The sequence below is a fragment of the Mycobacterium sp. IDUB_9 genome (genome assembly GCF_055419505.1).
Genome location: NZ_JBVAXU010000001.1, coordinates 87,484 through 109,330, shown reverse-complemented (window position 1 = coordinate 109,330; position 21,847 = coordinate 87,484). Strand labels below are relative to the sequence as shown.

Genomic DNA, 21,847 nt, shown 5'->3' with positions numbered 1-21,847 from the left:
ACACCGCTGCGATCAGGGAGTGCGACGACCGGCCGAGTATCCGGCTCGGTAAACCGGTGCTGGACGGCACCCCGGCGCCATAGCAGTCTGGGAACCATGCGCACCCTGGTTGCGGTCCTGCTGAGCCTTCTGCTGTGCATGACCGGCTGTTCGTCGAAGGACGCCGTCTCTTCGAATGACACTGCCCCAGATCCGTTGTCCGCGTGGAACGACACATCGGCGAAAAACTCGATCACCGAGTTCGTCAAACGGGCGACCACCCCGGACACTCCCGAATACGTGGCGCCGGAAGACCGCGTCGCGGTATTCGACAACGACGGCACGTTGTGGGCCGAAGCGCCGCTGCCGTTCCAGGCGGCGTTCGTCATCGACGAGCTCAAACGCCGGACGCCGCAAGAGCCGGCGCTGGCCGCCGATCCCATGGTGCAGGCGGCGCTCAAAGGGGACGTGGCCACCCTGCTCGCCGGCGACCGGCACGAAGGACTGCTGCACGTCCTGGCGCTCACCCATACCGGGATGACGACCGACGAGTTCAACCAACGGGTGACCGACTGGATGGCGACCGCCCGCCATCCCCGATTCGACAAACCCTACGATCAGCTGACCTACGAACCGCAACAGCAGTTGTTGTCCTACTTGCGGGACAACGGCTTCCGTACCTTCATCGTTTCCGGTGGCGGCGCCGATTTCATGCGGGTGTTCGCCCAGCGGGTATACGGAATCCCGCCCGAGCAGGTGGTCGGGTCCACCGGCACCACCAAATACGAGCTGCGGGACGGTAAACCTGTGCTCGTCAAGACCCTCGACTACGTCTTCGTCGACGACAAGGCGGGCAAGCCGTCGGGCATCCACGAATTCATCGGGCGCAGGCCGATTCTGGCCGTCGGCAACAGCGACGGTGACCAGGCGATGCTGGAGTACACCACGATCGACAATCCGCGGCCCAGCCTCGGCGTCCTGATCCACCACACCGACGCCGAGCGCGAATACGCCTACGACGCCAACCCGCCGTCCTCCGGAAAATTGGTCACCGCACTGCAGCAGGCCGGGCCGAACGGCTGGACCGTCGTCGACATGAAGAACGACTGGAAGACGGTGTTCGCCAAGTGAGATTGACCGATCCCGCGCAGCCGCCCAGCCGTAAGGCGCCGCTGGTGTGGGCGTTGAGCGCGGCCATCCCATGGGCGGTTTTGATACTGGCGCAGGTGATCTGGTTCGCGATCGACCAGCGGATGTTGTGGGTGCACGGCGTGGCCGCGATCGTCACGGTCATCGGTGTGGTGCTCTTTGTCGGGGTGGTCCCGATGTGGCGCTACCGGGTCCACCGGTGGGACATCAACGTCGGCTCCGGCACCCCGGCGGTGTACACCCGCACGGGGTGGTTGGTGCAGGAGCGGCGGATCGCGCCGATTTCGCGGGTCCAGACCGTGGACACCTACCGGGGCCCGCTGGATCGGCTGTTCGGCCTGGCCAACGTGACGGTGACGACGGCCTCCTCGGCCGGGGCCGTGCGGATCGTGGCGCTCGACGACGATGTGGCCGAGCGGGTGGTGGCGCAGTTGACCGACATCGCGGCGATCGGCGAACAGGACGCCACGTGAGCGCCCCGTCCGAGCCGGCCATCCAGCCGCAGTGGCAGCGGCTCAGTCCGCGTATGCTGCTGGTCCACCCGGTGCATGAAGTGCTGCAACAGATTCCGTTGCTGATCGGCGCAGTGGTGCTGGGCTCGGCGACCGGGAATCAGGGTTGGACGATCGCGGCGATTGTGCTCACCATCGCCTTGGGCCTGGCGCGGTGGTTCACCACCAGCTACCGCATCGAGCCGGACGAGGTGCGACTGCGTACGGGGCTGCTGCAACGCAAGGTGTTGTCGGTGCCGCGCAACCGGATTCGATCGGTATCGACCGATGCGCGGCTGTTGCACCGGCTGCTGGGGCTGACCGTGCTGCGGATCAGCACCGGTCAGGAGGCCAAGGGTGACACCGAATTTGCCCTGGACGCGGTGGAGGCGGAGCAGGTACCGAGACTGCGCGCAATCCTGCTGGCCGACGCCGTTCCGGTCGCCGACGCGCCGGCAGGTCGCGAGCTGGCCCGCTGGCAGCCGTCCTGGCTGCGCTACAGCCCGCTGAGCTTCACCGGCCTGGCCATGATCGCGGCCGCAGCCGGAGTGATCTATCAAGCGGGAGTGGGTGCCGCGCTGCGGAACTCGGAGCTGGCCCGGTCCGGGGTCGCGGTGGCAGAACATTTCGGCGTCCTGATCAGCGTGGTGGTCGGCGTCGCGGTGGTGCTGGTGGCTTCTGTGGTGCTCTCGGTGCTGAGGTCCTTGCTGACCTACGGAAATCTGGTGCTGCGTAGAGATTCCGACGTGCTTCACCTGCAGCACGGACTGCTACGGCTGCGCGAGCACACCTACGACATGCGGCGGCTGCGCGGCGGAACTCTGCGCGAGCCCCTGCTGGTGCGGGCCTTCGGCGGTGCGCGCCTGGATGCGGTGATGACCGGCGTCGGTGGCGAAGGCGAGGCCTCCCTGCTGCTGCCACCGTGCCCGGCAGGCACCGCCAGGACCGTGCTGGCCGAGCTGATCGGCAACCCCGGTGCCGTCGACGCATCGCTGATCGCCCACGGACCGGCCGCGGTGCGGCGACGCTGGACCCGCGCCTTGGCACTGCCCGTGCTCGCGGCCGCGGTGTTGCTGGTGCTCGGGGTACCGGCCTGGGTCTGGGTGTTATGGGTGTTGTCGGTCGGGTCCGCCGGACTGCTGGCCGCGGACCGGGCCAGATCTCTCGGACATCTGGTGCGCGACGGCTGGCTGGTTGCCCGCTCCGGCAGTCTGGAGCGCCGGTGCGATCACCTGGACGCGGCGGGGATCATCGGATGGACGGTGCGGCAGACGTTCTTTCAGCGCCGCGCCGGTGTTGCCACCCTGATCGCAGCGACCGCCGCCGGGGAGAAGCGGTATACCGTGCTCGACCTCCCGGCGGCGCAGGCCTGGTCCGTGGTGGCGGCCGCCTCGCCGTGGGTGGCCGATAACGGGTGGGCAGCCGGCGTGGCGGGCCCCGAATTGCGCTGAATTCGCGGGCGTTTACTGTCGCTGCATGGCTATCGGTGGGGTGCTGTTCGACATCGATGGCGTGCTGGTGACCTCATGGCTGCCCATCGACGGTGCGGCGGAGACTTTGCGGATACTGGCCGAGCAGCAGATCGCCCGGTCCTATCTGACCAACACCACCACCCGCACCCGCGCGCAGATCGCCGACCTGCTGACTGCGGCCGGCATGGACGTCGCGGCCGACGAGGTGATCACCGCGGCGGCCCTGACTGCCGAATATGTCCGTGACCGCTATCCGGGTGCCCGATGTTTTCTGGTCAACAGCGGGCAGATCGGTGAGGACATGCCCGGCGTCGATGTTGTGTATTCGAGTGAGTTCACCGGGCCTGCCGCACCTGAAACCCCCGACGTGGTGCTGCTCGGCGGGGCCGGGCCCGAGTACAACCACCTCACGCTCAGCTGGGTGTACGACTGGATGGCCCAGGGTGTGCCGGTCGTGGCGATGCACCGCAGCACCGCCTGGAACACCACCGACGGACTGCGGGTCGACACCGGCATGTATCTGGCCGGCATGGAGGAGACCTCGGGCCGCAAGGCCACCGCCGTCGGCAAGCCCGCCCCGGAAGGGTTTTTGGCCGCAGCTAACCGCCTCGGCGTCGACCCCGAGGAGATGTACATGGTGGGTGACGACCTCAACAACGACGTGCTGGCCGCCCAGGTGGTCGGGATGGCGGGGGTGCTGGTGCGCACCGGAAAGTTCCGTCAGGCGACGTTGGACCGATGGGCCGCAGACGAATTCACGATGCAACCCAACCACGTCATCGACTCGGTCGCCGACTTGCCTGAGTTGCTGGGCTTGTAGTCCTCTCGGTGTCCCCGACATGCCGTTTTCTACACCTGGGTCGTACTTTTCGACGAGCGCGACCCTCAAGTAGAAATCGGCGTCCCCAAACTCTCGGCTAGACCGTGTAGCGGCGGTCGTACCCGGCCTGACGGTCGGCGATCTGCTGGGCACGGTTGTAGTCGAGTTGCTCGGGGTTGTAGTTGGGATCGTTCGGATCGTTCACGATGTCCGGCACCTCCGACGCCTTCACCACTCGCGTCGTCACCGTCGGCATGTTCGTGGCATCCGGGTCCACGCCCTGGAAACGCATGGAGATGGTGCCCTGATTCAGGCCGCCGGTGGACACCCAGTTCGCCACACCGGGATCGTTCTTGGACACCACGATGGTGTAGGTGCCGTCCGCGTTCTTGATGGCCTGGCTGTTGTTCAGACTGGTCTGCTGGTTGCGCGTGTCGTTGGTGATGGTCCAGTCGTTGGTCACCGGCACCACGAAGTACTCCGCATCACCGGGATCGACGGTGATGACCATCGCCTCGTCGTCCTTCAGTTGGAAGTAGCCGGCGCTCTGTAACTGCGTGGAGAGGAACTGTGCGTTGTGCTGCGGCTGGGACAGCGTGTTCGGCTGGCCGGTGGCGGTCGCCACGGACATATAGGTGTTCTCGCCGTTGATTCCGGTGACCAGCATCAGCAGGGCGGTCTCGGTGGACGACAGCAGTAGCGGTGCCTTGTCGAATGCCGGGATGATCGACACCAGGCTCATCAGAACCGGATTCTCTACCACCGTCTGACCGATGACCGGGATCGCAAACCCGCCGATCTGGCTGAACAGGCTGCTGGGCGGGCCGGCGGTCTTCTCGATGGTCAGCGTCATGGGAGTCTCGGTATTCCAGTCCCCCAAGGTGTTTCGGGTGGCGAGGATGGTCGAGTTGGACGGGGCCTGAATGTAGTTCATGCCTTGTTCGGGGTTGGCCGGCGCCGCGTCGGGACTCACCACGATGGTGAACGTCCCGTCGTCCCTGATGCTCAGGTCCTCGCCGTTGAGATTGGCGGCGGTGACCCCGTTGATTCCGGTGAGCACGCTGAAATTGGTGTTGGCAGAAGTGGGGTGGGTACTCGGGTCGGCCGGGTCATACCCCGCGACCTTGCCCTCGATCTCGTAGGTCGAGGCGCCATTGATACCCGTGAAGCGGTAGACGGTGTCGGGGTTGTCGTACCAGATCCGGGTGCCGCCGGCGTTCTGCCCGTTCCAACTGTGCGGCGGGTTGACCTGAAGCAGCAGCTTCGGATCGTTCGAATTCAGCAGCAGGAACTCAGTGGCCGATTGGTTGGCGAACTCGGTCGCGGCCTCGTTGAGCTGCGAGAGGTTCGTGAAGTCGGGGCCACCGACGGTCGCGAAGTTCTTGGCCGCCTCGACATACCAGGCCGCCATCAGGACCACCTTGGCCAGCTGAACGATTGGTGTGTTGACGATCTGGCCGACCTGCTGTTCGGCCTCAAGCTGGTCCTCGGTGGCCAGCGTGCTCGTTGCCGCCGTCGTCACTTCGGCGGTCACCTGCGACGTCGCTTCCGGTGTGGTGATGCGTCCGATGGGGGCGAGCCCCTGCCCACGGCGTGACCAGCTCAGCAGCGCCGCCAGGCCGAGATCCTGGACCGGGCTCACCGGCGATTCCGGGAGACGCGGCTTGAGCCGCTGCGTCACCGCCGCCACCATCTCCGGGATCGGCTGGGCCGCCGGAGCCTGCGTGGGGAGCGCCGACACCGGAATCAGGTGATCGACAACGTCTTTCGCCACCTTCTTGGTGACGACCGTCAGCGTTTCCAGGGGCGCGGTCGCGTTGGTCTCGGCAGCGGCCTGCGGCCGGTTGTCGAGCGTGGCCTGCCGGTCGATTGCCCGCGACACCGACTGCCGCACATTGCCGACGGCGGTCTCGACGGCCTCGCCGGCTGTTGCGGGTTTGGCGACTGTTCTGCTGCCCTTGCCGTCCTGGCCGAGCAGTTTCCGGTCAGTCGACGCGGCTGACGATCGACGTTCGCCGATCTTCGCACTGCCGAGCGCGGACTCCACCTTGGCGGCGACCTCGCTGACCCGGTTGGACAGCTTCTGCGGGTCTGACAACGACGGTTTGCGGGGGCCTTTCTTCGGTTTCGAGCGGTCCGCTTTCGCGGTGTCGGTCGCCTTTGAATGCGTTCCCGACGAGTCCGAGCCACCGGTCTCGGCGGAAGCGATCGCCGTCCCATTGGCCATCGCCACCCCGATGCCCAGGGCAACGGCGAGGGTGCCCACCCGCCCGATGAATCGGGCGCCTCCAGCGGTAGCGGACGTCGTCGGCATAGTGTCTCCCCCAACTGTTCTGGCTGCCACAGAACGCAATTGGCCGACTGTAACAAGTTCCAGTTGGGTCTCGGGGGAGTTTCGGGGACTCTGATTTTTTGTTGTGCGGGGCGGCCGTCAGGCTTTCAGATCCCGCACGGCTTCGATGCGCGCCTTCAATTGATCAGTGGTCGCGGCGGCCACCGGAGGCCCACCGCAGATGCGGCGTAGCTCGTTGTGGATCCAACCGTGCGGCTTGCCGGTGCGGTGATGGGCGATGGTCACCAATGCGTTGAGTTCACGACGCAACTCCCGCAACTGGCCGTGTGTGGTGCGCGACGGCGGCGGACCGCCGGATACCGCGGCCTCGGCCGTGCGCTTGGTGAGTTGCTCATCCTGCCTGCGCCGCAACAGATCTCGCATCTGTGAGGCATCGAGCAGGCCGGGAATGCCGAGATAGTCGGCCTCCTCGTCGCTGCCGGACGGAGTCGCGGTGCCGAAGGAGGAGCCGTCGAAGATGACCTGGTCCAGCTCGGCGTCGGCGCCGAGGGACTCGAAGCCGTTCTCCAGCTCGCCCTTCTCGTCCTTGCGCTTCTCGGCAGCTTCGAGGGCCTCGTCGTCCAGTCCGTCGGATTCCCGGTGCGGCTTGCCCAGTACGTGGTTGCGCTGGGCTTCCATCTCACTGGCCAGCAACAGCAGGTTGGGCACTGAGGGCAGGAAGATGCTGGCGGTCTCGCCGGCCCGGCGCGATCGCACGAACCGGCCGATGGCCTGCGCGAAGAACAGCGGAGTCGAGGCGCTCGTGGCGTACACGCCGACCGACAGGCGCGGCACGTCGACACCCTCGGACACCATGCGGACCGCGACCAGCCAGCGGCTGGAGCCTTCGGAGAACCTACTGATCCGGTCGGAGGCGCCGGGATCGTCGGAGAGCACCACGGTGGGCACCTCGCCCGTGATCTTGGTGAGCAGATCGGCGTAGGCGCGGGCGGTGGTCTGGTTCGTGGCAATGATCATGCCGCCGGCATCGGGCACATGCTGACGCTTCTGCTGCAACCGCTTGTCGGCGGCGGCGATGACCGCAGGCATCCACTCGCCCGTCGGGTTCAGCGCGGTGCGCCAGGCCCGCGCCGTGTGCTCAGCGGTCAGGGGCTCGCCGAGGCGCGCCGCATGCTCCTCGCCGGCACTGTCGCGCCAGCGGGCCTCACCCGAATACGCCAGGAACACCACGGGCCGGACCACTCCGTCGGCCAGTGCGTCGGCATAGCCGTACACGTGGTCTGCCTGCGAGCGCTGGAACCCGGCCTCGTCGGGTTCGTAGTTGACGAACGGGATCGGGCTGTCGTCGCTGCGGAACGGGGTACCCGTCAGGGAGAGGCGCCGTGTCGCGTCGTCGAACGCTTCGCGCATCGCGTCGCCCCAGCTCTTCGCGTCACCGCCGTGGTGGATCTCGTCGAAGATGACGAGCGTCCTGCGGTTCTCGGTCCGCACCCGGTGCCGGGTGGGGTGGCTGGCCACCTGGGCATAGGTGACGACGACACCGTGGTACTCGGCCGAGGTCTGGGAGTCGGAGTTGCTGAACCTCGGGTCCAGTGCGATGCCATTACGTGCCGCCGATTCGGCCCACTGGATCTTCAGGTGCTCGGTGGGCACCACCACGGTGATCGCATCGACCGTTCGGTCGTTGAGCAGTTCGGCCGCGATCCGCAGCGCAAACGTTGTCTTCCCTGCGCCAGGTGTGGCGACCGCCAGGTAGTCCCGAGGTTTGGCCGTCAAATACTTCACCAGCGCCTTGCGCTGCCAGCCCCGAAGTGCCTGGGTGCTGGGCGCTGCATCAGCCCGCACCCTAGGACTCCTCTCAGTCGAGATGCAGTCTAGGCCAGCGCGTTACGTCGGCGCATCTCTGCAGGAAAGTACCGGGCGTGTCGCTCAGACGAAGTAGTTGTCGTTCTTGATGAACCACTCGGCGCGTTCGTCGTCGCTGAGGTCGGCCAACTGGGTGAACCCTTCGAAATAGGCCTCTCGCGGCGCGCCTGGAGCAAACAACATCAGCAACGATGTCGGCGCGTCGGCCTCATTTCGGAAACCGTGGATACCGCCCGGTGGAACATACAGGAAATCGCCCTGGTTGCCGTCTTTCCAGTCGGTGCCGTCATACAGCTTCACGGTGCCGGACAGGACGAAGAACGCCTCGGACATCGCCCGGTGAAAGTGTGGGCCGGGGCCACCGCCCTGCGGGCTGATGTCCACCCGGTACAGGCCGTAATCACCGTCGGTCTGTTGCTGGTTGGCCAGGTAGTGGTATTTGACGAGGCCGAACGACTCATAGTCCGGCGGCTCGTCCCCGCGGCGCACCCACGCGCTGACCTCGGGCTCGTCTTTGGTGTAGCGGGCCGGGGGATAGGGCGGCACATCCCTCGGATTCCAGAACGACACGAGTGTCACCCTAGCCGGGGCTTCGGCCTTCGGCGTCGAGATCGACACCAGGGTTGTTCGCGGCGCGGCGAAGCAGCCCTGGTGTCGAAATAGGCGGTGAGAATTCAGGCGCGCGCGTCCTGAAGGATCGGAAACGTCACTCCGGTCAGCTCCTCGGACACCGCCCACAACCGGCGCTGCTGTTCGATGTCATAGGACCGCTCGTTGGACGTCACCAGCTTCGGGTAGCCGCGCTGCTCGGCCAACCCGTCGGGACCGTAGTACTGACCGCCCAGGGCGCCCGGATCGGTCGCGGCGCGCAGCGTCGGCAGCGCACCCATGGCGGCCTCCTGGAACAGCGGACGCAGCAGGGGGACGGCGCGTTGCAGCGCGCTCGGCAGATGGCGCGCCAGTTCGGTGTCGGATCCGCCGGGGTGGGCGGCCAGCGCCGTGGTCTTCTCGCCCGTGAGGCGGCGCTGCAGTTCGTAGGTGAACAGCAGGTTGGCGAGCTTGGATTGACCGTAGGCCTGGAGACGGTTGTAGCTACGCTCCCACTGCAGGTCGTCGAACCGGATGCCGCGCGAGAAGCGGTGGCCGGTGCTGCTGACGGTCACGATCCGTGAGCCGGTGACCGGCAACAGGCGCTCCAGCAGCAGGCCGGTCAAGGCGAAGTGGCCGAGGTGATTGGTGCCGAACTGCAGCTCGAACCCGTCGGTGGTGGTCTCCTTCGGCGGGGTCATCACCCCGGCGTTGTTGATCAGCAGGTCGATGCGGTCGTGCTTGTCCTTGAGCTGATCGGCCGCGTCGCGTACCGAGGCCAGTGAGCCCAGATCGAGGCGTTGCAATTCGAGGTCGGCGTCCGGCACGGACCGTGAGATCCACTCGACGGCGGCCTCGCCCTTGTCCAGGTTGCGGACGGCGAGAACGACGTGGGCACCGGCGGCGGCCAGGGCCTTGGCGGTCTCCAGTCCGAGGCCGGTATTCGCGCCGGTGATGACGGCTGTGCGGCCGGCTTGGTCCGGAATGTTGGCGGTGGTCCACTTGGCCATGAGAGACTCCTAGGAGGGCTAAACGGAGTGTGTACTCCGGTTGTGCTCGACTATACGGAACGCACGCCCCGTTTTGTCAATGGTTTGTGCCCGGCTGACTTTGTGAGGTGATCGCGAATGCGTGCGGATGCGGCACGGAACCGTGCCCGGGTGCTCGAGGTCGCCTACGAAACATTTGCGGCCGACGGACTGTCCGTGCCCATCGACGAGATCGCCCGGCGGGCCGGGGTGGGAGCGGGCACGGTCTACCGCCATTTCCCGACCAAGGAAGCGTTGTTCCAGGCCGTGATCGCCGAGCGGATCCGCGGCGTCGTCGAGGAGGCGCGGACTCTGCTCGTCGAGGCCGATCCGGCCGAGGCGATATTCACGTTCCTGCGGTCGATGGTGCTGCAGTGGGGGGCCGCCGACCGCGGACTGGTCGACGCCCTCGCCGGATCCGGCGTCGACGTCAACACCGTGGTTCCCGAGGCCGAAGGCGAGTACCTGTCGGCCCTCGGTGACCTGCTCGCCGCAGCGCAACGCGCGGGAACAGTGCGAGACGACGTGACGGTCGCGGACGTGAAGGCACTTCTGGTCGGCTGCCAGGCCATGCAGACTTACAACGCCGACGTGGCCGAGCGGGTCACCTCGGTGGTGTTCGACGGACTCCGGGCGGGAGTAGCGTCGGCCAGATGAAGTTCGGCATCGCCACCTTCGTCGACGACGACAGCGTCGATCCCGTATCGCTGGCCCAAGCGATCGAGGAGCGCGGGTTCGCCTCGCTCATCGTTGCTGAACACAGCCACATCCCGGTCAGTCGGGAATCGGCGTACCCGAACGGTGGCGACCTGCCGCCGTGGTACTACAACACGCTCGACCCGTTCGTCACCCTCGCCGCCGCGGCCGCGGTGACCTCCACGATCGAACTCGTCACCGGCGTCGCACTGCTGATCCAGCGCGACCCGATCCACACCGCCAAGGAAGCCGCCAGCATCGACCTCATCTCCGGCGGCCGGTTCGCCTTCGGTGTCGGCGCGGGCTGGAACCTCGAAGAGATGCGCGATCACGGCACCGATCCGAAAACCCGTGGCGCACTGCTCGATGAGAGCATCGAGGCAGTCAAGGCGCTCTGGACCGACGAGCCTGCTGAGTATCACGGCAAGTACGTCGACTTCGCGTCGTCCTACTGCCGCCCCAAGCCCGTCCAAAAGCCGCACCCGCCGATCTACATCGGCGGCAACTCCGATGCCACGGTCAAACGCGTGATCCGCCATGGGGCAGGCTGGATCTCGAATCCACTGCCCAGGGATGTGCTGACCAAACGCATCGGGCAGATGCGCTCCGGCGGTGCGCGCGAGGTGCCGTTGATGATGTTCGGCGCGCCCATCAAGGCCGACTATTGGCGTGCCGCTGAGGATCTCGGCTTCGGTCAGCTCGGCCTGTTCCTGCCGTCCGTGGGTAAAGACGAGTCACTGCGCCTGCTCGATGAATTCGCCGCAGAGGTGGGGAAGTATCAGTCGGGGAGCTGAGGCCTGTTCTTCGTGGGCGGGTCTATTCTCGACGCCGTTTTCCACGTGAGGGTCGCTAGCTGCGCTCAGAGCAGCCCTGCGGTAGAAATCGGCGACTGAGGCGTCCGCAGTCAACCCACAGCTGATGACGGGCTGACCTTCAAGATCCGCGCCTACCGTCCGGCATGTGATCACCAGGCGTTCGTTCCTGACGGCGACCGCCGTCGGTTCGATCGCTGCCGGATACGCGCTGCGAGCCGGCGTGCCGACCGCACACGCTGACCCCAACGCTGTCGACCCACCTTCGGTTGCGGTGCTCAACAAGAGGCGCGCACCCACGCAGTGGGGGATGGCGGTGCCCGGGATCACCACATCATTCGTTGCCGCCGGGCGCCAGATCGCCCTGACGTTCGACGCGTGCGACGGTGCCTGCGACGACGCTTTGCTTGATACCTTGCAGCGCAACGGTGTTCCCGCGGTGCTCATGCTCAACTCGCGATGGATCGACCGGAATCCGGACCGGGCACGCCAGCTGGCCGGCAACCCGTTGTTCGAGATCGGCAATCACGGCACGCGTCATGTCCCGCTGTCGGTGACGGGTCGGTCTGCCTACGGGATCGCCGGGACCAGGTCGGCCGACGAAGTGGTCAATGAGGTGTGGGGTAACCATCGAAAGCTGACTGCGCTGACCGGCCGGGCCCCGACCTGGTTCCGACCCGGCACTGCGCACTATGACGACGTGGCCGTCGAGATCGTGCATGAACTCGGCGAGCAACCACTGGGGTTCACCGTCAACGCCGACAACGGTGCGACGGCGTCCGCCGCGGCCGTGCGATCCAACGTCATGAACGCCGCGCCGGGGTCGATCGTCATCGCCCACATGAACCACCCGCAATCGGGCACGCATGCCGGGTTCGCCGAAGCGATCCCCGCGATGCAGGCGGCGGGCTGGCAGTTCGTGTCACCAACGGGGCGGGCTGCGGGGTAATTGCCGGGGCGCAGTTCCCATCGTCAGACATCGCCGTTTTCTACCTGAGGGTTGTCGGACCGCGGGCGGGAACAGCCGTGAGGTAGAAACCGGCGAGGGATCGAGGGTTCGAGGGATGGCGGGGGCATCGCCAGTCGGCGGGCGTAGCCAGAGGGGTTTCGCCACGGGCGAAGTCCGGATACCGGAGCGGACCCTCATCGACCTTGCACTCGCCCTGGTCGAGTGCTAAGAATGCAGTTGGCACTCTCGATCAGTGAGTGCTAGGTCAGGCCGGTGAGGCAGGGACCGCACCTGCGGGAGCACACCCACGCCGTCCGTCGCGGGCACTGAACCTGACCACACAACGTGCGATCCCCTATCCGGAGGAATCACTTCGCAATGGCTAAGACAATTGCGTATGACGAAGAGGCCCGTCGCGGCCTCGAGCGGGGCCTCAATGCCCTCGCCGACGCGGTAAAGGTGACGCTGGGCCCCAAGGGTCGCAACGTCGTCCTGGAGAAGAAGTGGGGCGCCCCCACGATCACCAACGATGGTGTGTCCATCGCCAAGGAGATCGAGCTGGAGGACCCGTACGAGAAGATCGGCGCTGAGCTGGTCAAAGAGGTCGCCAAGAAGACCGACGACGTCGCGGGCGACGGCACCACCACCGCCACCGTTCTGGCCCAGGCACTGGTTCGCGAAGGTCTGCGCAACGTCGCTGCCGGCGCCAACCCGCTCGGTCTGAAGCGCGGCATCGAGAAGGCCGTCGAGAAGGTCACCGAGACGCTGCTGAAGAGCGCCAAGGAGGTGGAGACCAAGGAGCAGATCGCTGCCACCGCCGGTATCTCCGCCGGAGACCAGTCCATCGGCGACCTGATCGCCGAGGCCATGGACAAGGTCGGCAACGAGGGTGTCATCACCGTCGAGGAGAGCAACACCTTCGGACTCCAGCTGGAGCTCACCGAGGGCATGCGCTTCGACAAGGGCTACATCTCGGGTTACTTCGTGACCGACGCCGAGCGTCAGGAAGCCGTCCTCGAGGATCCCTACATCCTCCTGGTCAGCTCGAAGATCTCGACCGTCAAGGACCTGCTGCCCCTGCTGGAGAAGGTCATCCAGTCCGGCAAGCCGCTGCTGATCATCGCCGAGGACGTCGAGGGCGAAGCCCTGTCGACCCTGGTGGTCAACAAGATCCGTGGCACCTTCAAGTCGGTTGCCGTCAAGGCTCCCGGCTTCGGTGACCGCCGCAAGGCCATGCTGCAGGACATCGCCATCCTCACCGGTGGCCAGGTCATCAGCGAAGAGGTCGGCCTCTCGCTGGAGACCGCCGATGTCGCGCTGCTGGGCACCGCCCGCAAGATCGTGGTCACCAAGGACGAGACCACGGTCATCGAGGGTGCCGGCGATGCCGACGCGATCCAGGGCCGTGTCGCCCAGATCCGCGCCGAGATCGAGAACAGCGACTCCGACTACGACCGCGAGAAGCTGCAGGAGCGCCTGGCCAAGCTGGCCGGCGGTGTTGCGGTGATCAAGGCCGGAGCTGCCACCGAGGTGGAGCTCAAGGAGCGCAAGCACCGCATCGAGGACGCCGTTCGCAACGCGAAGGCTGCCGTCGAAGAGGGCATCGTCGCCGGTGGTGGCGTGGCTCTGCTGCAGTCGGCTCCGTCGCTGGACGAGCTGTCGCTCACCGGTGATGAGGCCACTGGCGCCAACATCGTGCGCGTCTCGCTGTCGGCCCCGCTGAAGCAGATCGCCTTCAACGGTGGTCTGGAGCCGGGCGTCGTCGCCGAGAAGGTGTCGAACCTGCCTGCGGGTCACGGCCTCAACGCCGCGACCGGTGAGTACGAGGACCTGCTGGCCGCCGGCGTTGCCGACCCGGTCAAGGTCACCCGCTCGGCGCTGCAGAACGCGGCGTCCATTGCGGCACTGTTCCTCACCACCGAGGCTGTCGTCGCCGACAAGCCGGAGAAGGCCGGAGCGCCCGCGGGCGACCCGACCGGTGGCATGGGCGGTATGGACTTCTAAGTCCTTTTTTCGAGGAAGCCCCGGTGCGCTTGGCGCGCCGGGGCTTTTTCCTATCCCCAGCGTGGCATCTGTGCAAAGGATTTGCCGAATCTCCCTACAGGGGCGTCACACTCGTCGGCGCAGCTCGCCAGGCGTGCTTTCAGTTCTCCGACAAGACGATGCAATCGCTGTCGCACTGACCGGGCGGGCCGGGCTTCGCCGCTTTGCGATGCAATACCGCGCGGCTCGGCACGATCTGCTGCGCCTCGTCCTCGCTCGCGCCGGCCTGGCCTCGTCCGTCGACGATCAGTGAATATCCGCCGGGCTTGTTCGGTGGACAGACCAGGGTGGCGTTCTCGTGTGAGGCGAGATTCCTGCGGGTGTGCCCGCCGACCGGCCCGACGTGGATGACGCCGTTGGCCAGGTGTGGCTCTACCGCGACGGTGTGCGCGTGGTAGTCGTCATCGACCGTGACGAGGTAGGCGAACGTGTAGTCCGCCAGCTTGTCGGCCAGCTGGTTGAGGTCCACTTTCACGCTCATGACGTGAGAATAGGCCGGTTGACGGCGCGGGGTGCCCGACCTGTCAGACCGGCGCAGATTGGCGCCCGCGCACGAGCCGGCCGGGCCGCGCGTCGGTCGGCACGCCGTTCTCGGCGATGACCTCACCGGAGACGACGGTCGCGACGTAGCCGTCGGCGGCCTGATCGAGGCGGCGTCCGCCACCGGGGAGATCGTAGGCCACGACGGGCCGGTGCAACCGCAGGGTCGAATGGTCGACGATGTTCAGATCGGCTTTGTAGCCCAACGCAATTCGGCCACGGTCGGCCAGTCCGGCAACTCTGGCCGGCACCGAGGTCAGCTCTCGGACGGCGTCCTGGACGCTCAGCGTGCCCTCGCTCCGGTCGCGGACCCAGTGGGTCAGCAGGTAGGTGGGGAAGCTGGCGTCGCAGATCATCCCGTAATGCGCCCCGCCGTCACCGAGCCCCAGCACCACGTCGTCGCGGCGGATCAGCTCGGCAACGGTGTCGAGCGAGTTGTCGCGGAAGTTGGCCAGCGTGACCAGCAGCATGGCGTGACCCTCGTCGTCGAGCACGCGGTCGTAGGCCTCCTCGAGGGGGTCGACGCCGCGAGCCCGGGCCCGCGCACCGATGGAGTTTGACGGGTCGGGCTCGTAGTCGGGCTGCTCGCCCAGTGGATACATGTAGTCCCAGGCCTGCACGGCGAACATCAGTGGATGCCCGTCACTGGCCGCCGAATCAGCCAGAATCCGTTGGCGGACTTCGGGTTTACGCATCTCGGCAACGCGCTCGGCGAGTGGCAGGTGGGCGATCTCGCGGTAGCTCGGGTAGAGGACGAAGGGGTTGCCCGACAGTTCGAGGCCGAGCACCAGCCCGATGGGCCGCGGGAAGATCTGGGCGGTGATACTGCCGCCGTTCTGATTGGCCTTCTCCACCATCCGCAGCGCGTCCTCGAAGAACGCCGGGCCGGCGTTGCCGACCGCCAGCGTGAACGTGACGGGCAACCCGACGTCGGCGGCCACATCGAACACGGTCTGCAGCGCCGGTTCGTAGTCTCCGGCGACCAGGTCCGGTACGAACTGGATCAGCCCGCCTCCGGCGTCGTCGACGCCCCGGGCGATTGCCTCGATCTCGGCGTAGCCGGCGTCGTAACTGGGAATCGGCTTGCCGCTCTCGGTCTTGTGGATGGTCAGCCGCGACGAGGCGAATCCCAGTGCGCCGCAGTGCACGGCCTCGGCGGCGAGCTTGCGCATCAGGGCCAGATCTTCGGTGTTCGCGGGCTCTCGATCTATGCCGCGCTGCCCCATCACGTACACCCGCAGCGGTGAGTGCGGCAGGAACGCCGCCACATCGATATCGAGCTGTCGGGCCCCTAACGCGTCGAGGAACTCGGGGAACGTCTCCCACGTCCAGGGCAGACCGTCGACCATGACCACCCCGGGGATGTCCTCCACGCCGGCCATCACGTCGACGAGCACGTCGTGATCGTCCGCGCGGCACGGCGCGAACCCGACGCCGCAGTTGCCCATCACGGCGGTGGTGACCCCGTGCGCCGACGAGGGATTGAGCCGTTCCGACCAGATCGCCTGACCGTCGTAGTGCGTGTGCAGGTCGACGAAGCCAGGAGTGACCAACAGTCCGGTGGCATCGATCTCGCGCTCGGCGGACCCGTCGATGGATCCCGCTCCGGTACCGATCTCGACGATGACGCCGTCGCGCACGGCGACGTCGCCCACGTACGGTTCACCACCCAGGCCGTCGACGATGGTGCCGCCGCGGATACACAAGTCGTAGGTCACCTAACTAACGTACGACGCCGCGGCCGTTCGGGGAACAGCTGCTGACGTGTCGGTGCCGGGTGCAAGGATCGACCGGTGATCGATCACTTTGGAATCAACTGCACCGATTGGGCCAAATCGAAGGAGTTCTACGACTCTGTGCTGGGCGTACTCGGATACAGCCGCCAAATGGACTACCAGGTTGCGATCGGCTACGGCAGCGCCGGCAAGCCCGACTTCTGGATCGCGGACGCCAGTGCCGGCGACGCCGGTGGGCCCAACCGGGAGATCCACGTGGCATTCCAGGCGGCCGACGCCGATGCCGTGCAGGCGTTCTACGACGCGGCCCTGCGCTTGGGTGCCGAGTCGCTGCACGCGCCACGGTTGTGGCCCGAATATCACCCGGGCTACTTCGGCGCATTCGTCCGCGATCCCGACGGGAACAACGTCGAGGCGGTGTTCCACGGGGCTGCAGCGCAGTAGCCCCTAGAGCTCTTCCAGTTCCGAGATCCGCCAGCCACCGTCGACACGGGTCAGGGTGACCCGGTAGGCCACTGCGTCCTTGTTCGACGGACCGCCGGCGGTCTCGGAGTTCTGGTCGACGAACGCCACCACCTTCGCCTCGTCTGCCGTCAGCGATTCCACGCCGGTGTTGCGTACCGTCGCGGTCCGCGTGACGTTGTCGGCCTTCGCGCGGATGGTCTTCCGGTAGTCGTCGGCGGCGGAGCCGGTCAGCAGTTCGGTGACCGCATCGATTTCACCGCGGCTGATCGTCGGGGTGAAGCTCAGCACCTTGACCACATTGGTCTTCACGAAATCGGTGACCTGATCGCGCGCATGATCGTCGTCGGCAATCGGCGTGGGCGCCGGCGTGCTCTTGACCGACAACTGCCAGAACCCCAGGCCGGCCGCGATGACGATCCCCACGACCAGCGCGACGACCGACAGGGTCCAGCCTCGTGTGCGTGCGCCCATCAGTTCACGAACTCCAGCTTCGAGGCCTTGTAGCTGCCGTCGACATGCTCAACGGTGACCCTGACCCGTTGCAGCGAAACCACGCCGACCCGGTTGCTCGTGACGGTGACCTTGGTGTCGACGGTGACGAGTACGACGGCTTCGTCGGTGAACAACGATTCGACGCCGGCCCCGGTGATGGTTCCGTCGGTCTTCACGCCCAGGTCCTTGGCCTTCTGTTTGATCTGAGGGGCCTGGTTCTGCAGGTCGGCGCGGAACTCGTCGGTAGCTCCGTCCATGATCATCGCGAGATCGGTATCGACGGTGTCTGCGCTGACGGTGACGGTGTGCAGCGCGAAAGTCTGGGCGGCATCCACGTACGGCTGCCACGAGGGGGCGGTTCGCGCCACCGGGGCGTCGCGGACGAACTGGCTGATCGCGAAGCCGATGGCGCACACCAGGAGCACGGCCAGCACGGTGGGCACCACAACCCTTGCCGCACTGCTCTTCTCGGGGCGGCGGGGCTGCGGGATCGGGCTCGGCCCCGACCAGTGGGGGGAGGTGTGCGACGGGCTGACCACCGGGTGGGTGGGCGCCGTGAAAGTCGGGGCCGTGATGACCCGCGGGGGCTCGGGGGAGACCGGTGGCGGCGGCTGTGGTGGTTGCGGTGTGGGTGGCCGCTGAGTGAGGGGAGCGGCCGGGGTGGCCGTCGGTCGGGCGCCGGCGAGCGCCTCGGCGAAATCGCTACATCGCGGGTAGCGGCCGGCCCGGTCCTTGGACATCCCCTTGAGCATCACCTCGTCCAGGTAGGCCAGTTCGGGGCGTTCGGTCCGCAGGCTCGGCGGGGGCTCGTTGAGTTGCTTGCTGATCACCACGGCCGGGTTGGAGTGATGGAACGGCGAGTGCCCGGCCAGGAGCTGAAATGCACTGGCCGCCAGCGCATATTGGTCGGCGCGCCCATCCATCGCCTGCCCCAGGAGCTGCTCGGGAGCGGAATACGCCATGGAGCCGACAGCCATGTTCGTGGCGGTGATCCCGCTGATGTCGTCGATACGGCGGGCAACACCGAAGTCGGCCAACAGGATTCGACGGCGCGCCACTTCCGGTCCGGTCAGCAGGATGTTGGCCGGCTTCACGTCGCGGTGCAGCAGGTTGCGCTCGTGGGCGTAGTCGAGTGCCTCGGCGATGGCAGTGACGATCTCGACCGCTTCACGTAGGGGCACCCCGCCGGGGTGGCGTTCACGTACGTGCCGCGCGGCGTCGGTACCGTCGACGTAGTCCATCGCGATCCACAGCTGCCCCTCGTACTCGCCGCGATCGTGAAGGCCGACGATGTGGGGATGCCAGAGCGAGGCGGCGATGTCGGCTTCGCGATTGAACCGCTCGCGGTACTGGGCGTCAGCGGTCAGAGAGGACGGCATGATCTTCAGCGCGTCCTGACGGGGAAGCCGTGGGTGCTGGGCCAGATAGACCTCGCCCATGCCGCCTGAACCGAGCAGACGTTGAATCGTGTACCCGGCGAACACGTCACCGGTATTCAACGGCATGCCCGTGATGGTAGTCGGACCGGTGACGGGCCGATTCGCGAGTAGCGTCGAGGCCATGGCTGCTGCTGATTCCGACGCTGATTCCGATGCCGTCCGCGAATTGCTGCGCGACGCATTCACCCGGCTCATTGAGCATGTCGACGATCTCACCGACGGGCTGACCGAGGCGGTGTCGGGTTACCGGCCCACCCCGCAGGCCAACAGCATCGCCTGGCTGATCTGGCACAGCGCACGCTGTCAGGACATGCAGTTGTGCGACATCGCCGGGATGGAACAGGTGTGGACCCGTGACGGCTGGAAGGACCGGTTCGGGCTCGACCTGCCGGCCGACGACATCGGGTACGGCCACAGTCCCGAGGATGTTGCGAAGGTGCACGCCCCGGCCGAGCTGCTGGCGGGGTACTACCTGGCGGTGCACAAGGTGACGCTGGCCTACATCGCCGGGGTGACCGCCGATGATCTCGGCCGCATCGTCGATACCCGGTGGAATCCGCCGGTGACGGCCAGTGCGCGGCTGGTCAGCATCATCGACGATTGCGCCCAGCACCTGGGCCAGGCCGCGTATCTGCGCGGCATCATCCCTTGATCGCCCGGTGGTGGCCGGTAGTCGGTCTCGCCGCCATGGTGCTGCTCGGCTGGGCGGTACGCACCGGACCGGTGCCGATCGATGACTGGTTTCAGCACATCGGCGTCGAACTCGGTTCGTATCGGGCCGTGTTCCTGGTGTTCACCAAGCCGTTGCTGGTGGCGGCCGCATTGCTGGCCGGCATCGTCGTGGCCCTGCGACAACACCGCAAGCGGTTTGCGCTCGCCATGGTGCTGAGTCCGCTGGTGGCGATCACCATCGTGCGCGTCATCAAGCCGATCTTCGGCAGGGAGAAGGGTGGCGCGCTGGCGTATCCCAGCGGCCACACCACTTTCCTCGTGGCGGTGACGAGCCTTCTCGTGCTGCTGGCGGGCATGAGGCTGTGGGCCCTGGTCGTCGCGGTCAGCATCGTCCTGCTCGGCATGTTCGGTCTGTCGATCACGTTTCACTACTTCACCGACACGATCGGCGGGGTTCTGCTGGGCACCTCGGTGGTGGGCATCGCCGTGATGTTCGCCCGCGATGAGCAATTTGGCCACTTGGACAGCGCCTCGCCTGATCTTCGCTGAGCGATCATCTGCCGGTCTCACCCATTTTGGGTGATGGCAATTCAGATGGCGGAGCCGGCAGGTGCCGAGAAGCACCCGATCTCCGCGGGATCTTTTCAAGATCGATTAACGGTCAAGTACCAGTTGATAGTTCAATTCAGCCGGGTTGTTGCCCCGTGTTGCATTCCGCAAGTCTTCAGTCCCGGCACCGCACCTCGGCAAACCCCTTATGTTGGCGCGAGCTGCGCAGATGGCTACTTTCCTGTCTTTGCGGCAACAGTGTCGGAAGTGAAGGTATTTGCATGTGCAAGAACCGCAAAATTATCACCTGAGAAAAACCTGAGATCTTGATTAGCGGCAGGTAAGTTTCGGCGCGTACCGAGCAATCGGTCAGCCCAAACAGCAAGTCATCGAGGGGATTTCACCTATGCACAGTCGTGTCAACAGTCGTGTCTCGAGCGGTTTCACCGCTTGCGTCGCCGTCGCCGCCGCCGGCGTCATCGCGATCACTCCGGTCGTGTCGTCGACGCCCACGCCGCCGCGTGTCGTCGATGCTCAGGCCGCGCTGATGGCCAGCTTCGAGAACAAGGATCAAATCGCCCTGACGATCATCGCCGGCGAGCGCCTCGTCGACCAGTTCGTCCAGGCACCGCTGACTCCCTTCGTCCTTGCGGCCCAGCTTGCGGGCGGCGACAAGGAGCGGCTGTTCTCCCAGATTCGGCAGATCGTCGATTCACCGCTCTATGTCGCGGATCCGCTCATCGAGGCGATTGCGATCACGCTGCCGGCTGACTTCGGTGGCGGCTCGGACCACGTGACCAACACCTCGGCCGGTGACGGCGCCTTCATGCAGTTCCGCAACAACGAACTCCTGGGCCTCCGGGATGACATCAACGCTCAGTTCGCTGCGGCCCTCGGGGTCGGTACCCCGTGGCCCAACGAGAACTACGTCGCGGCGCTCGCTCAGGGACTGCAGCAGTCTGCAGTGCGGACCGTCAACGGCGCTCTGCTCGGAGCGGCCGGTGTTGTCTCGGTTGCCCAGGCGATCGCTTCGGGTGACAACGTCGCGGTCTACAAAGCAGTCCGCGAGTACATCGATGCCCCGCAATGGGCGATCGATCCCGCCATCGAGGGGCTTGCCGAAGCGCTCCCTGCGTCGCTCGGCGGGGGTACCAACCACATTCCCGAGGATCCGACGGGTGATGGCGCTCTCATGCAGTTCCGCAACAACCAGATGCTCGGCGCGAGGAACGCCGTGCGGGTCGCGGCTGCGAACGCCCTCGGGGTCGACGTGAACGCCGACGGCAGCTTGCCCACCAACAATCTCAACCGCGCGCAGCTGTCAGCCGGTGACGACGAGCCAGGCGCCGACGCGCCGAAGGTGAACAAGCTCAAGCCCCACGTCACCAGCCTCAACGCCCAGTTGACCGATGCCAAGGACAAGGCCGAGAAGCGGAGGGACAAGGCCAAGGCGAATGTCGACAAGGTCGTGAAGAAGGTGCGCGCGGCCGCCGACAGGACGGCCAAGAAGTTCAACCCGAAGAAGGGCTCAGAGGACTGAGCACTGCCGGCGTGGAGCGCGGTGGCGAGGGGTCGCCGCGCTCTCGGTAATCCTCCCCTCGAAATCGGCGAGATGGTCGCTCACGCGTACGCGGGGCGGCCATTTCGCCGATCTGGGCACAGGTTCAACAACCATCGAATGTGCACGTAGAGCGCGCTTTCGGGCGGTTTGACGATCTGGGTGCACGGTCGGCACATTCGCGGCGACCGGGCCGTACTTGACAGGTGT

The 21,847-nt window shown here is 66.3% G+C and carries 20 protein-coding genes; 12 read left to right on the top strand and 8 right to left on the bottom strand.

Annotated features, from left to right (window positions below; genetic code table 11):
• Positions 1 to 96: 96 nt before the first annotated feature.
• The 4 genes from ACZY08_RS00605 to ACZY08_RS00590 are packed head-to-tail and all read left to right on the top strand — an operon-like array spanning position 97 to position 3,911.
• Positions 97 to 1,110, top strand: a complete 1,014-nt coding sequence (locus tag ACZY08_RS00605; protein WP_463742683.1) for an HAD family hydrolase — start codon at positions 97 to 99, stop codon at positions 1,108 to 1,110.
• A complete protein-coding gene (locus ACZY08_RS00600) occupies positions 1,107 to 1,601 on the top strand; it encodes a PH domain-containing protein (RefSeq protein ID WP_463742682.1) in 495 nt (164 codons plus the stop codon). Before ACZY08_RS00605 ends, ACZY08_RS00600 begins: the two co-directional genes overlap by 4 nt.
• Positions 1,602 to 1,654: 53 nt before the next feature.
• Positions 1,655 to 3,070 carry a PH domain-containing protein gene (locus ACZY08_RS00595; protein ID WP_463744093.1) on the top strand — a complete coding sequence of 472 codons (1,416 nt, stop codon included), beginning with the start codon at positions 1,655 to 1,657 and terminating at the stop codon, positions 3,068 to 3,070.
• Between the two features lie 25 nt (positions 3,071 to 3,095).
• Entirely contained in the window at positions 3,096 to 3,911 is an 816-nt protein-coding gene (locus tag ACZY08_RS00590) for an HAD-IIA family hydrolase (RefSeq protein ID WP_463742681.1), read from the top strand.
• Positions 3,912 to 4,008: 97 nt separating this feature from the next.
• Here ACZY08_RS00590 and ACZY08_RS00585 read toward each other — a convergent pair whose 3' ends face one another.
• The 4 genes from ACZY08_RS00585 to ACZY08_RS00570 form a co-directional block, all read right to left on the bottom strand.
• Positions 4,009 to 6,225 (bottom strand): DUF1214 domain-containing protein, encoded by a 2,217-nt coding sequence (locus ACZY08_RS00585; RefSeq protein WP_463742680.1) that lies wholly within the window; start codon positions 6,223 to 6,225, stop codon positions 4,009 to 4,011.
• A 117-nt stretch (positions 6,226 to 6,342) separates the two neighbouring features.
• A complete protein-coding gene (locus ACZY08_RS00580) occupies positions 6,343 to 8,049 on the bottom strand; it encodes a DEAD/DEAH box helicase (protein ID WP_463742679.1) in 1,707 nt (568 codons plus the stop codon).
• An 84-nt stretch (positions 8,050 to 8,133) separates the two neighbouring features.
• Positions 8,134 to 8,640: a cupin domain-containing protein gene (locus ACZY08_RS00575; protein WP_463742678.1), complete on the bottom strand. Its 507-nt coding sequence runs from the start codon at positions 8,638 to 8,640 to the stop codon at positions 8,134 to 8,136.
• 104 nt (positions 8,641 to 8,744) lie between these two features.
• The gene (locus ACZY08_RS00570) at positions 8,745 to 9,668 is read right to left on the bottom strand and encodes an SDR family NAD(P)-dependent oxidoreductase (RefSeq protein WP_463742677.1); all 924 of its coding nucleotides are present in this window, start codon (positions 9,666 to 9,668) and stop codon (positions 8,745 to 8,747) included.
• A gap of 117 nt (positions 9,669 to 9,785) precedes the next feature.
• On the opposite strand from ACZY08_RS00570, the gene ACZY08_RS00565 reads away from it, so the two are divergent.
• The 4 genes from ACZY08_RS00565 (at position 9,786) to groL (ending at position 14,147) form a co-directional block, all read left to right on the top strand.
• A complete protein-coding gene (locus ACZY08_RS00565) occupies positions 9,786 to 10,343 on the top strand; it encodes a TetR/AcrR family transcriptional regulator (protein ID WP_463742676.1) in 558 nt (185 codons plus the stop codon).
• Positions 10,340 to 11,176, top strand: a complete 837-nt coding sequence (locus tag ACZY08_RS00560) for an LLM class F420-dependent oxidoreductase (RefSeq protein ID WP_463742675.1) — start codon at positions 10,340 to 10,342, stop codon at positions 11,174 to 11,176. Before ACZY08_RS00565 ends, ACZY08_RS00560 begins: the two co-directional genes overlap by 4 nt.
• Positions 11,177 to 11,342: 166 nt before the next feature.
• Positions 11,343 to 12,143 carry a polysaccharide deacetylase family protein gene (locus tag ACZY08_RS00555; RefSeq protein ID WP_463742674.1) on the top strand — a complete coding sequence of 267 codons (801 nt, stop codon included), beginning with the start codon at positions 11,343 to 11,345 and terminating at the stop codon, positions 12,141 to 12,143.
• Between the two features lie 378 nt (positions 12,144 to 12,521).
• Positions 12,522 to 14,147: a chaperonin GroEL gene (gene groL / locus ACZY08_RS00550; RefSeq protein WP_463742673.1), complete on the top strand. Its 1,626-nt coding sequence runs from the start codon at positions 12,522 to 12,524 to the stop codon at positions 14,145 to 14,147.
• A gap of 139 nt (positions 14,148 to 14,286) precedes the next feature.
• On the opposite strand, the gene ACZY08_RS00545 is transcribed toward groL, so the two are convergent.
• Both ACZY08_RS00545 and ACZY08_RS00540 read right to left on the bottom strand, forming a co-directional pair.
• Positions 14,287 to 14,667, bottom strand: a complete 381-nt coding sequence (locus ACZY08_RS00545; RefSeq protein ID WP_463742672.1) for a pyridoxamine 5'-phosphate oxidase family protein — start codon at positions 14,665 to 14,667, stop codon at positions 14,287 to 14,289.
• Between the two features lie 43 nt (positions 14,668 to 14,710).
• Entirely contained in the window at positions 14,711 to 16,444 is a 1,734-nt protein-coding gene (locus tag ACZY08_RS00540; protein ID WP_463742671.1) for an N-acyl-D-amino-acid deacylase family protein, read from the bottom strand.
• 75 nt (positions 16,445 to 16,519) lie between these two features.
• On the opposite strand from ACZY08_RS00540, the gene ACZY08_RS00535 reads away from it, so the two are divergent.
• Positions 16,520 to 16,906, top strand: a complete 387-nt coding sequence (locus ACZY08_RS00535; protein ID WP_463742670.1) for a VOC family protein — start codon at positions 16,520 to 16,522, stop codon at positions 16,904 to 16,906.
• Positions 16,907 to 16,909: 3 nt separating this feature from the next.
• On the opposite strand, the gene ACZY08_RS00530 is transcribed toward ACZY08_RS00535, so the two are convergent.
• Positions 16,910 to 17,398, bottom strand: a complete 489-nt coding sequence (locus tag ACZY08_RS00530; RefSeq protein ID WP_463742669.1) for a hypothetical protein — start codon at positions 17,396 to 17,398, stop codon at positions 16,910 to 16,912.
• Positions 17,398 to 18,924: a serine/threonine-protein kinase gene (locus ACZY08_RS00525; RefSeq protein WP_463742668.1), complete on the bottom strand. Its 1,527-nt coding sequence runs from the start codon at positions 18,922 to 18,924 to the stop codon at positions 17,398 to 17,400. Before ACZY08_RS00525 ends, ACZY08_RS00530 begins: the two co-directional genes overlap by 1 nt.
• A gap of 55 nt (positions 18,925 to 18,979) precedes the next feature.
• On the opposite strand from ACZY08_RS00525, the gene ACZY08_RS00520 reads away from it, so the two are divergent.
• The 3 genes from ACZY08_RS00520 (at position 18,980) to ACZY08_RS00510 (ending at position 21,619) form a co-directional block, all read left to right on the top strand.
• Positions 18,980 to 19,510, top strand: coding sequence for a mycothiol transferase (locus ACZY08_RS00520; protein ID WP_463742667.1), 531 nt, complete (start codon positions 18,980 to 18,982; stop codon positions 19,508 to 19,510).
• The gene (locus tag ACZY08_RS00515; RefSeq protein WP_463742666.1) at positions 19,507 to 20,079 is read left to right on the top strand and encodes a phosphatase PAP2 family protein; all 573 of its coding nucleotides are present in this window, start codon (positions 19,507 to 19,509) and stop codon (positions 20,077 to 20,079) included. The genes ACZY08_RS00520 and ACZY08_RS00515 overlap by 4 nt, the downstream gene beginning before the upstream one ends.
• A 406-nt stretch (positions 20,080 to 20,485) precedes the next feature.
• Positions 20,486 to 21,619, top strand: a complete 1,134-nt coding sequence (locus ACZY08_RS00510) for a hypothetical protein (protein WP_463742665.1) — start codon at positions 20,486 to 20,488, stop codon at positions 21,617 to 21,619.
• Positions 21,620 to 21,847: the final 228 nt, after the last annotated feature.

Bases quoted from the DNA above. Each gene is read 5' to 3' on its own strand.
- ACZY08_RS00605 (WP_463742683.1), top strand. From the start codon at position 97: ATGCGCACCCTGGTTGCGGTCCTGCTGAGCCTTCTGCTGTGCATGACC.
- ACZY08_RS00595 (WP_463744093.1), top strand. From the start codon at position 1,655: ATGCTGCTGGTCCACCCGGTGCATGAAGTGCTGCAACAGATTCCGTTG.
- ACZY08_RS00590 (WP_463742681.1), top strand. From the start codon at position 3,096: ATGGCTATCGGTGGGGTGCTGTTCGACATCGATGGCGTGCTGGTGACC.
- ACZY08_RS00585 (WP_463742680.1), bottom strand. From the start codon at position 6,225: ATGCCGACGACGTCCGCTACCGCTGGAGGCGCCCGATTCATCGGGCGG.
- ACZY08_RS00570 (WP_463742677.1), bottom strand. From the start codon at position 9,668: ATGGCCAAGTGGACCACCGCCAACATTCCGGACCAAGCCGGCCGCACA.
- ACZY08_RS00565 (WP_463742676.1), top strand. From the start codon at position 9,786: ATGCGTGCGGATGCGGCACGGAACCGTGCCCGGGTGCTCGAGGTCGCC.
- ACZY08_RS00560 (WP_463742675.1), top strand. From the start codon at position 10,340: ATGAAGTTCGGCATCGCCACCTTCGTCGACGACGACAGCGTCGATCCC.
- groL (WP_463742673.1), top strand. From the start codon at position 12,522: ATGGCTAAGACAATTGCGTATGACGAAGAGGCCCGTCGCGGCCTCGAG.
- ACZY08_RS00545 (WP_463742672.1), bottom strand. From the start codon at position 14,667: ATGAGCGTGAAAGTGGACCTCAACCAGCTGGCCGACAAGCTGGCGGAC.
- ACZY08_RS00530 (WP_463742669.1), bottom strand. From the start codon at position 17,398: ATGGGCGCACGCACACGAGGCTGGACCCTGTCGGTCGTCGCGCTGGTC.
- ACZY08_RS00525 (WP_463742668.1), bottom strand. From the start codon at position 18,924: ATGCCGTTGAATACCGGTGACGTGTTCGCCGGGTACACGATTCAACGT.
- ACZY08_RS00520 (WP_463742667.1), top strand. From the start codon at position 18,980: ATGGCTGCTGCTGATTCCGACGCTGATTCCGATGCCGTCCGCGAATTG.
- ACZY08_RS00510 (WP_463742665.1), top strand. From the start codon at position 20,486: ATGCACAGTCGTGTCAACAGTCGTGTCTCGAGCGGTTTCACCGCTTGC.